This is a genomic window from Streptomyces sp. NBC_01390 (assembly GCF_045040105.1).
GTDB lineage: Bacteria > Actinomycetota > Actinomycetes > Streptomycetales > Streptomycetaceae > Streptomyces.
Genome location: NZ_CP109551.1, coordinates 2660663 through 2670224 on the forward strand (window position 1 = coordinate 2660663; position 9562 = coordinate 2670224).

At 72.0% G+C, this 9562-nt stretch carries 5 protein-coding genes; 3 read left to right on the plus strand and 2 right to left on the minus strand.

Annotation, left to right across the window (positions count from 1 at the left end; genetic code table 11):
- Positions 1 to 16: 16 nt before the first annotated feature.
- From OG241_RS11865 to OG241_RS11875, 3 genes are all read left to right on the plus strand, one after another.
- The gene (locus OG241_RS11865; RefSeq protein ID WP_405815200.1) at positions 17 to 1306 is read left to right on the plus strand and encodes a ricin-type beta-trefoil lectin domain protein; all 1290 of its coding nucleotides are present in this window, start codon (positions 17 to 19) and stop codon (positions 1304 to 1306) included.
- A 284-nt stretch (positions 1307 to 1590) separates the two neighbouring features.
- Entirely contained in the window at positions 1591 to 5466 is a 3876-nt protein-coding gene (locus OG241_RS11870) for a Pls/PosA family non-ribosomal peptide synthetase (RefSeq protein ID WP_405815201.1), read from the plus strand.
- A gap of 92 nt (positions 5467 to 5558) precedes the next feature.
- Positions 5559 to 6956, plus strand: coding sequence for a M1 family metallopeptidase (locus OG241_RS11875; RefSeq protein ID WP_405815202.1), 1398 nt, complete (start codon positions 5559 to 5561; stop codon positions 6954 to 6956).
- A gap of 124 nt (positions 6957 to 7080) precedes the next feature.
- Here the strand turns inward: OG241_RS11875 and OG241_RS11880 are convergent, their stop codons facing one another.
- Together OG241_RS11880 and OG241_RS11885 are read right to left on the minus strand one after the other, a co-directional pair.
- Complete coding sequence (locus OG241_RS11880; RefSeq protein WP_405815203.1) at positions 7081 to 7965, minus strand: peptidoglycan-binding protein; 885 nt, start codon at positions 7963 to 7965, stop codon at positions 7081 to 7083.
- Positions 7965 to 9539, minus strand: coding sequence for a DUF6519 domain-containing protein (locus tag OG241_RS11885; protein ID WP_405815204.1), 1575 nt, complete (start codon positions 9537 to 9539; stop codon positions 7965 to 7967). The genes OG241_RS11880 and OG241_RS11885 overlap by 1 nt, the downstream gene beginning before the upstream one ends.
- Between the last annotated feature and the right edge of the window lie 23 nt (positions 9540 to 9562).

Genomic DNA, 9562 nt, shown 5'->3' on the forward strand with positions numbered 1-9562 from the left:
CCGCCAGGAGGACGTCATGACCGCCGCACAGAACGCCCCCCAAGGGCAGTCCGCAGCCGCCGAGCCGGACTCCGGTGCCGCCGCTCCGGCGACGCCGGACCCGACCGCAACCGCGCCCGCCCCCACGGCCGTTGCCGCGCCGGCGGCCGAACCGGCACCCACAGCCGCGTCCTCCCCGCAGCCGCAGTCGGAGCCGGAGCCGGAGGCCGAATCGAAGGCTGAACCGGAGGCCGAACCGGACCCGGAGTCCCAGCCGGAGGGCGAGGCGCGCCGGCCTGACCCCGAGGCCGAGGCCCAGGCCCGGTCGGAGGGCGGAAGCCCCGCCGGTGACGGTGCCGCCGCTGCCGGCGCCGTGCCCGACGTGGTCACCCTGGGCGACGAATCCGACGGCGGCGTCACCACCGCCGCGCAGGACGGCCACCCCGGCCGCCCGTCGCGGGCCATCCTGGCCGCCGCGGCCATCGCGGGCGCGCTCCTGGTGTCGGTGCCGTTCCTGATCAGCGCCCGCGACAACGACGACACCCCGTCCCGTAGCGCCGCCGGGGGCAGCACGGCGGACACCGTACTGAGCGACTCGCTGGAGGGTGCGGTTCCCGGCGCCTTCGAGTCGGCCGACCCGAAGCCGAACGCGGGTGGGGCGAAGCCCTCCAAGTCGCCGTCGAAGGCGCCCGCGAAGGCCCCCGCCGGCACCGGCGGCAAGGGCGCTGCGGGCGGCGCGGCCCCGGGCGCCGGTGCGGGCGTCGGCGCTGCCGCGAATTCCGGCGGCAAGAGCCAGGGCGCGGGCTCCAACACGTCGCAGAACTCCTCCGGTTCGAAGAGCGGCAGTTCGGGGTCCGGCACGAAGGGCTCGACCAGCGGCGGCGGTTCGAGCAACAGCGGCAGCACCGGCACGAGCAGCAAACCGAGCGCCGCTCCGGTCGTCCCCGGCGCGATCATCTTCAGTCACGCGTCCAACAAGTGCATCGACGTCGTCGGCGACAAGGGCAAGGACGGCGCCCCGCTGGAGATCTGGTCGTGCAACGGCAAGGCCCAGCAGAAGTGGACGTTCAAGTCCGACGGCACCGTGCGCGCCATGGGCCTGTGCATGGACGTCGCCTGGGGCTCCACCGCGGACGGCGCGGTCATCCAACTGGCCAAGTGCAGCGGCAATCCGGCCCAGCACTTCATCCTCGCCGGGCCCAACGACCTGGTGAATCCGCAGGCCAACAAATGCGTCGACGTCAAGGACCAGAAGACGGGCAACGGCACCCGGCTCCAACTGTGGACGTGCAACGGTCAACCCAACCAGAAGTGGACCGCGCGCTGACCGATTCGCTGTTTTAGGCTGGGTGTGGGCGATATCTCGTCCGGCCGGGTGACCTACGAAGATCACCAGGTCAGGAGGTTGGCCCCGGCGACTCCCGGCGCCGGGAGTCGCCGCCGCACCCCCCGTACGGCGCTCTCACCTGGCAGGCGCACTGGCGCGAGCCTAGTCTCGTACTAAAATTTCCGGCTTGTTACGGAACGGAGCTGGAGCCGGACAACCCCAGGCAGACCTGCGGGCCCTCGCCAGCGCCCCGGAGGTCTCCGGGAACGAGACGCGAGGACCTGATGACAGCCCTACACGAGAGCAGTGCTCTCGGTCTGCTCGACGACGAGATCCGCGAGCGGTTCGGCGACTCAGCACGTTTCTCCGCGGGGCCCGCCGCCTCGCCGCGCACCCTCGTCGACGTGTTCGACGCCACCGTACGTTCGTACCCGAACGAGCCCGCCCTCGACGACGGCACCACCGCGCTCACCTACCGGGCGCTGGCCGCCGAGGTCGAGGGCGTACGCCGCCGGCTGAGCGCCGCCGGAGTCGGCCTCGGGGACCGTGTCGGGGTCCGGGTGCCGTCCGGGACCAACGAGCTGTACGTCGCCATCCTGGCCGTGCTGGCCGCCGGTGCCGCCTACGCCCCCGTGGACGCCGAGGACCCGGACGAGCGGGCCGAGCTGGTGTTCGGTGAGGCCGACGTACGGGCCGTGGTCGGCGCCGGGTACGAGATCACCGTACCCGGCGCCCGCAGTGAGCTTCCCGCCCGCCGCCCCGGGGTCGAGCACGACGCCTGGATCATCTTCACCTCCGGCTCCACCGGAAAGCCCAAGGGCGTCGCCGTCAGCCATCGCAGCGCCGCCGCCTTCGTGGACGCCGAGGCCGCGCTGTTCCTCACCGACGACCCCGTGGGGCCCGGCGACCGGGTCATGGCGGGCCTCTCCGTGGCCTTCGACGCCTCCTGCGAGGAGATGTGGCTTGCCTGGCGCTACGGGGCCTGTCTGGTGCCCGTACCGCGCTCACAGGTCCGCAGCGGCGCCGACCTGGGGCCCTGGCTGGTCGAGCAGGAGATCTCCGTCGTCTCCACCGTGCCCACGCTGGCCGCGCTGTGGGAGCCCGAGACCCTCAACGACGTACGGCTGCTGATCTTCGGCGGGGAGGCCTGCCCGCCCGAGCTGGTGCAGCGGCTGGTGACGGAGGGGCGCGAGGTGTGGAACACCTACGGGCCCACCGAGGCCACCGTCGTCGCCTGCGCCTCCCTGATGACCGGGGAGGAGCCGATCCGGATCGGGCTGCCGCTGAACGGCTGGGAGCTGGCCGTCGTCGACGAGGCCGGGGAGCCCGCCGCCATGGGGGCCAGTGGGCAACTGGTGATCGGCGGTGTCGGACTCGCGCGGTATCTCGACGCCGAGAAGGACGCCGAGAAGTACGCGCCCCTCGAATCCCTCGGCTGGGAGCGCGCCTACCGCAGCGGAGACCTCGTCAAGGCCGAACCCGAGGGGCTGATCTTCCTCGGGCGGGCCGACGAGCAGATCAAGCTCGGCGGACGCCGTATCGAGCTGGGCGAGGTCGACTCGGCGCTCCAGGCCCTGCCCGGTGTCGCCGGCGCCGCAGCGGCCGTCCGGACCGCCCGCAGCGGCAACCAGCTGCTCGTCGGTTATGTCGTGACGCAGGACGGCTGGGACCATGCCGCCGCCGTGGAGCGGCTGCGCGCCGAGCTGCCCGCCGCCCTGGTGCCGCTGCTCGCGCCGGTCGCAGACCTGCCGACGCGCACGTCCGGCAAGGTCGACCGGGGCGCCCTGCCGTGGCCGCTGGAGGCCATGGAGACCGGCCCCGCCGCCCAGCTGTACGGCACCGAGGCCTGGGTCGCCGAGCAGTGGAGCGAGGTCCTCGGCATCCCCGTGGGCAGCGCGGACGACGACTTCTTCGCGATCGGCGGCAGCAGTCTCGGCGCCGCCCAGCTCACCACACGCCTGCGGACGCGCTACCCGAGCGCCGCCGTCCTCGACATCTACCAGCAGCCGGTGCTGCGAAAGCTCGCCCGGCACCTGGAGGAGTCCGCACAGGACGACACGAGCGGGCGGATCATCGCGCCGGTTCCCCTGCGCGCCAAGGCCGTGCAGCTGCTGCTGCTGATTCCGCTGTTCACGCTGATGGGCCTGCGGTGGGCGGTCGCGCTGGCCGCCGCCGGGAACGTACTGCACTGGTTCGGTGCCTATCCGTGGGCGCCCGTCACGTCGTGGTGGGCGGTGGCCGTCGGAGCCGCCGTGCTGTTCTCCCCGCCCGGGCGGCTCGCCCTCGCGGCCGGTGGAGCGCGGCTGCTGCTGCGCGATGTGAAGCCTGGGCGGTACCCGCGCGGTGGCAGCGTCCATCTGCGGCTGTGGACCGCCGAGCGGCTCGCCGAGTTCAGCGGGGCGACCTCGCTGACCGGTGCGTGGCTGGAGCGGTACGCGCGAGCGCTCGGCGGCAAGGTCGGCGCGGACGTCGACCTGCACTCGCTGCCCCCGGTCACCGGCATGCTCAAGCTGGGGCGCGGGGCCGCCGTCGAGTCCGAGGTGGATCTGTCGGGACACTGGCTCGACGGGGACCGGCTGGAGATCGGGCAGGTCAAGGTGGGTGCCGGCGCTGTCGTCGGCACGCGCAGCCTGCTCTTCCCCGGAGCGCGGGTCGGCAAGCGGGCCGAGGTGGCGCCGGGTTCGGCGGTCGCCGGGACGGTGCCGACCGGGCAGCGCTGGGCCGGTGCGCCGGCCGTGAAGCTCGGCAAGGCCAAGCGGAACTGGCCCAAGGAGCGTCCGCAGCGCGGGCGCGCCTGGCGGGCCATGTACGGCATCACCGGGTTCGCGCTGACCATGCTGCCGGTCCTGTCGGGCGCGGTCGCGCTGCTGGTCACGAGCCTGTTCGTCGACCCCGACGCCGGACTCGGGGCCGCGCTGCGGGGCGTCGCGCTCGCGCTGGTGCCGGCCACGCTGGCGTTCGGTCTCGCGTACGCGCTGGTGATCCTGGTCGCCGTACGGCTGCTGAGTCTGAGGCTGCGCGAGGGTACGCATCCCACGCACAGCCGCATCGGCTGGCAGGCCTGGACGGTCACCCAGCTCATGGACCGCTCCCGCGAGACGCTGTTCCCGCTGTACGCCGGGCTGATCACGCCGGTGTGGCTGCGGCTGCTCGGGATGCGGATCGGGCGCGGCGCCGAGGTGTCGACCGTGCTGGCGCTGCCGAGCCTGACGACCGTCGGCGAGGGCGCCTTCCTGGCCGACGACACCCTGACCGCGCCGTACGAGCTCGGCGGTGGCTGGCTGCGGATCGGGCGGGCCGAGATCGGGCGGCGGGCCTTCCTGGGCAACTCCGGGATGACCGCGCCGGGCCGGTCGGTGCCCGACGGCGGGCTGGTCGGGGTCCTCTCGGCCACGCCGAAGAAGGCCAAGAAGGGCAGCTCGTACCTGGGCCTGCCGCCCATGAAGCTGCCCCGGTCGGCGAGCGGCGGCGACCAGAGCCGTACGTACGATCCCCCGGCGCACCTGCTGTGGGCGCGGGCGCTGGTGGAGCTGTTCCGGATCGTGCCGGTGTTCTGCTCGGCCGGTCTCGCCGTCCTGACGGTCGCCGCGTTCAGCGTGCTCGGCGGATGGTTCTGGCTGGCGGGCGGCCTGGTGCTGCTCGCTGTCGGGGCCCTCGCCTGCCTCCTGTCCATCGTCGCCAAGTGGACGCTCGTCGGACGCCACCGCGCCGGTGAGCATCCGCTGTGGAGCAGTTTCGTGTGGCGCAACGAGCTGGCGGACACCTTCGTCGAGGTCGTCGCCGTACCGTGGCTCGCGGGTGCCGTGCCGGGTACGCCCGTGCTGTCGGCGTGGCTGCGGGGGCTCGGCGCGCACATCGGCAAGGGGGTCTGGGTGGAGAGCTACTGGCTGCCCGAGACCGACCTGGTGACCCTGGGCGACGCGGCCACTGTTAACCGGGGATGCGTGCTCCAGACACACCTCTTCCACGACCGGATCTTGCGGACGGATACTGTGGTCCTCCGTGAGGGCGCGACGCTGGGTCCTGGCGGGATCGTCCTGCCCGGCTCCACGGTCGGGGCCCGGTCCACTCTGGGTCCCGCGTCGCTGGTCATGGCGGCGGAGTCCGTTCCCGACGACACCCGCTGGCTGGGCAACCCGATCGAGTCATGGCGTTCCTGAAAGCGGTGGGCACGGCTCGTTCGGGTACCGGAGCGGGAGTGGGTTCATCTCCGGCACCTCGTACGAGCACATCGCAGGGAGCAGACTCAGCAGTGAGCGTTCAGCAGACAGTGGGTTCGGACCCGTACTTTCCGGCAAACGGTGACGCCCGTTACCGGGTGCACCGGTACGAACTCGCGCTGGACTACCGCCCCGGCCCGAACCGGCTCGCGGGCACGGCCCGCATCAACGCCATAGCGGGCCGGTCCCCGCTCGCCGAATTCCAGCTGAACCTCGGCGACTTCAAGATCGGCCGGGTACGGGTGGACGGCAAGGCCGCCCACTACACGCACCGGGGCGGCCGGCTGCGCATCCGCCCCGCGAAGCCGCTGCGGACCGGGGCCGCGTTCACCGTCGAGGTGCACTGGGCGGGCAACCCCAAGCCGGTCAACAGCCCCTGGGGCGAGATCGGCTGGGAGGAGCTGGAGGACGGGGCGCTGGTGGCGAGCCAGCCGATCGGGGCACCCTCCTGGTACCCGTGCAACGACCGGCCCGCCGACAAGGCGTCCTACCAGATCTCGATCACCACACCGTCGGCGTACTCGGTGGTGGCGGGCGGCCGGCTGCTGACCCGGACGACCAAGGCGTCCACCACCACGTGGGTGTACGAGCAGTCCGCGCCGACGTCGAGCTATCTCGTCGGGCTGTCGATCGGGAAGTACCAGACCGTTCTGCTCGGCGACCCCGGGCTGGGCGGGGTGCCCCAACACGGGCACATTCCGGCCGAGTTGCTCACCGAGTTCTCCCGGGACTTCGCACGTCAGCCCGCCATGATGGAGCTGTTCCAGGAGCTGTTCGGGCCGTATCCGTTCGGTGAGTACGCGGTCGTGGTGACCGAGGAGGAACTCGATGTGCCCGTCGAGGCACAGGGGTTGTCGCTGTTCGGCGCCAACCATGTCGACGGGGCGCGGAGTTCGGAGCGGCTCGTCGCGCACGAGCTGGCCCACCAGTGGTTCGGCAACAGCGTGTCCATCGCGGACTGGCGGCACATCTGGCTGAACGAGGGGTTCGCCAAGTACGCGGAGTGGTTGTGGTCGGAGCGGTCCGGTGGGCGCAGTGCGCAGCAACTCGCCGCGGTGGCGCATCGGTTGCTGTCCGGGCGGCCGCAGGATCTGCGGCTCGCCGATCCCGGGCGGAAGTTGATGTTCGACGACCGGTTGTACCAGCGGGGTGGGCTGACCGTGCACGCGGTGCGGTGCGCTTTGGGGGACGAGGCGTTTTTCCGCATGTTGCGGGGGTGGGCCGGGTTGCACCGGGGTGGGTCGGTGAGTACGGGGACGTTCACGGCGTATGTGGCTCGGTTTGCTGTGGAGCCGTTGGACGAGTTGTTCGCTGCGTGGCTTTATGAGGGGGCGTTGCCGGCGTTGCCCTCGCCGAAGGCGGCGCCGCCGGTGACGGGAGGGCCGCGGGTGCCTGCGCGGCCCTCTTATCCGCCGTCTTCCAGTGCGTAGGGGGTGTGTGCGTAGTGGGTGCGTGCGGGTGCGTTGTGGCTGGTCGCGCAGTTCCCCGCGCCCCTGTAGGGGCGCGTCTCCTCGCCGTTGCTCCATAGCGCCCTGTGGACGCGGCAGCAAAAAATCAGATGCTCGGCACCTTTAGTTTGTCCCAGCTTGTCTTTCCCGGGATTCCGTCTGCGTCCTTGCCCTTGTAGTTGAGTTTTTGTTGCCAGGCCGTGTAGGACTTTCGGTCGGCCTCGGTCCATTCGGGGCCGGGGCCCTTCTCGTAGCGTCCGCAGCCCTCGGCCACCAGGCGGAGGCCCATGGCGGTGATCAGCGGGGACTTCTGACCCGTATGGAAGAAGGCGGCGCCGGGGAACGGCACGTAGGACGGCCTGGGCGGTGTCGGGGTGGGGTCGGTGTCCTTGCCGCCGCCCCCTGCCAGGCGTTCGCGGATACGGGCCCGCATGCTGTCCATCGTGAAGCCTCGGGGGTCCACCTTGCCGGGCTGCCACTCCTTGTGGCCGATCACCGAGCGCTCGCTCCAGCCGTGGTGGCGGCAGATCGCGGCGGACACCTTCTCGATGGCCTCCTTCTGCGCCTCGGGCCAGGGGTCCGTGCCGTTGCCCAGGTTGATGCACTCGAAGCCGTAGAAGTGGCGGTTGCCGTCCGTGTCGGCCTCGTTGTCGACGGGCAGCTTCGACTCGTTGATCACGGCTCTGAGGACGTCGTTGTCGCCGAGCCCCGCGTGGTTGGCGCGGCCGTTGCCGACGAGGTGGATGTGGCCCTGTTTGTCGATGACGCCGTGGCAGAGGGGGCCGGGCAGGTTGGCGTGGCCGTCGTAGCAGAGGGTGACGGAGGAGTTCGTGCCCGAAGTGACGGTGTGGTGGATCATCACACCGTTGACCGGGCCCCAAGGGCCCTTCGCGTTGCGGTTGTGGGTGCGCCAGCTGCGGACCTCGTGGACCGTCAGGCCCTCCGCGCGCAGGATCTCCAGCAGCTTGGACGCGCTGAGCGGGTTCGCCATTACTTGTCTCCGTCCACGGCTGCCTCCGCTTTCGCGGTGGTCTGGGACCTCCCGTGGGAGGGATCGGCGTCCGCCGCCTGTTCCTCCCGGCGGGCCTGTGCCTCCGCCGCGAGGGCCGCCTCGTCGGCCGCCGGGACACTGCTCGCCGCCCACCCGAAGGCGCGGCGGAGGTCCACCGTGCTGCCCTCGCCCTGCACCAGGGCCAGCGGGGCGTAGGAGCGGACGATGCCGGCAGGCGCCTGGAGGAGGGGGCGCCGGGCCCGGTCCACCGGCCATTCGACGCTGCCGGTGGCGGTGCGGGCGGGGATGAGCCAGTGGTCGCCGGTCGTGTAGGTGGCACCCTTGGCGAAGTAGACCTCGACGCCGTCCTCCAGGGGCAGCCACTCCCCCTCCGTGACCGGAACGGCGCCGTTGCGGAGGGCTGTCGTACGGCCCTTGCGCTTGGTGCCCTCGTGATGGTCCCAGCGGCGCAGGAACGGGTTCAGCTCGGGCAGGCGGCCCACGCCGGGCTCAGGTTCGGCGGAGAGACGGACCCGGCGGCCGGGAAGGTCCAGCTCCTCGACTCGCAGCAGGGGAAGGGGTTCCAGCCGGGAGGAGTACGCGCTGTCGGTGAACTCGACCCGGTCGCCGACATCCAGGTCGAGCTTGTCGTCGTAGCCGAGGGACGCCAACTGGACCCAGGTGCCGTCGAGTTCGTCGACCGGGAAGACCACGGAGCCGTTCTCGCGCGACCACTTGAAGCCGGCGTCCTTGGCCTCGCCCCCGTCGTGGATCTCGACGCGGTAGAGCTGGTTCTCCGGGCCCCGGTAGCGGGCGTCGGGCCTGACGAGGCAGGGGTCCTCGTCGGCGTGGTCGGGGCGTTCGCTGCGGGCGGCGAGACGGGCCGTGGGCGTGGACTGCTTCAGCGCCCAGCGGTCGAAGGCGGCGCTGACCACCGCCTTCGACGGCTCGGGCTCCTCGATGTCCAGCGCGGCCAGCGCGAGCGGCAGCACCTGCCAGACGACCTTCACGCGGGCGGCGGTGTCGGGCAGGGCGGCGCCCAGGGCCACCTCGCGCAGCGCCGGGTCCTCGGCGGCCGTGACCGAGCGCTCCCACACCTTCAGGTAGACGAGGAAGGGCGACTGGGCGGGCGAGGGCAGCCGGTCGCCGGGCCGCTCGGGGTCACGGAAACCGTCGGGCTGGTCCCAGTAGGTCCAGTACGCGGGCGGTTGGGCGCTGTCGGTCGGCGCCTGGTCCTGGGCGTCCGGGGTGTCCCCGTCGTCCCTCGGTACGGGAGTGCCGGGGGCCGTGCGGTTCGCGTCGAGGAGGATGCCGTTGACGTAGTACCGGCCGCCGTGGATGTACAGGGTGTCGATGTCGTGCCTGCCGCCCACGTACTCGATACGGAAGCCGGCCGAGTCGCGCGGTCCGCCGTGCGGTCCGATCAGGTCGGCGGCGAGGGTACGGGCCTGGTGGAGCTGGATCGCCGCCTGTTCGTTGGCGTCGGCGTCGAGTTGGACGCGGCCCTGCTGGGCGATGACCGACGAGTAGTGGCGGTCGGGGCGGAAGGTGAGTCGGGAGAGGTCGGCGTGCATGGAAGGGGTCCCCCAGGTTCGGA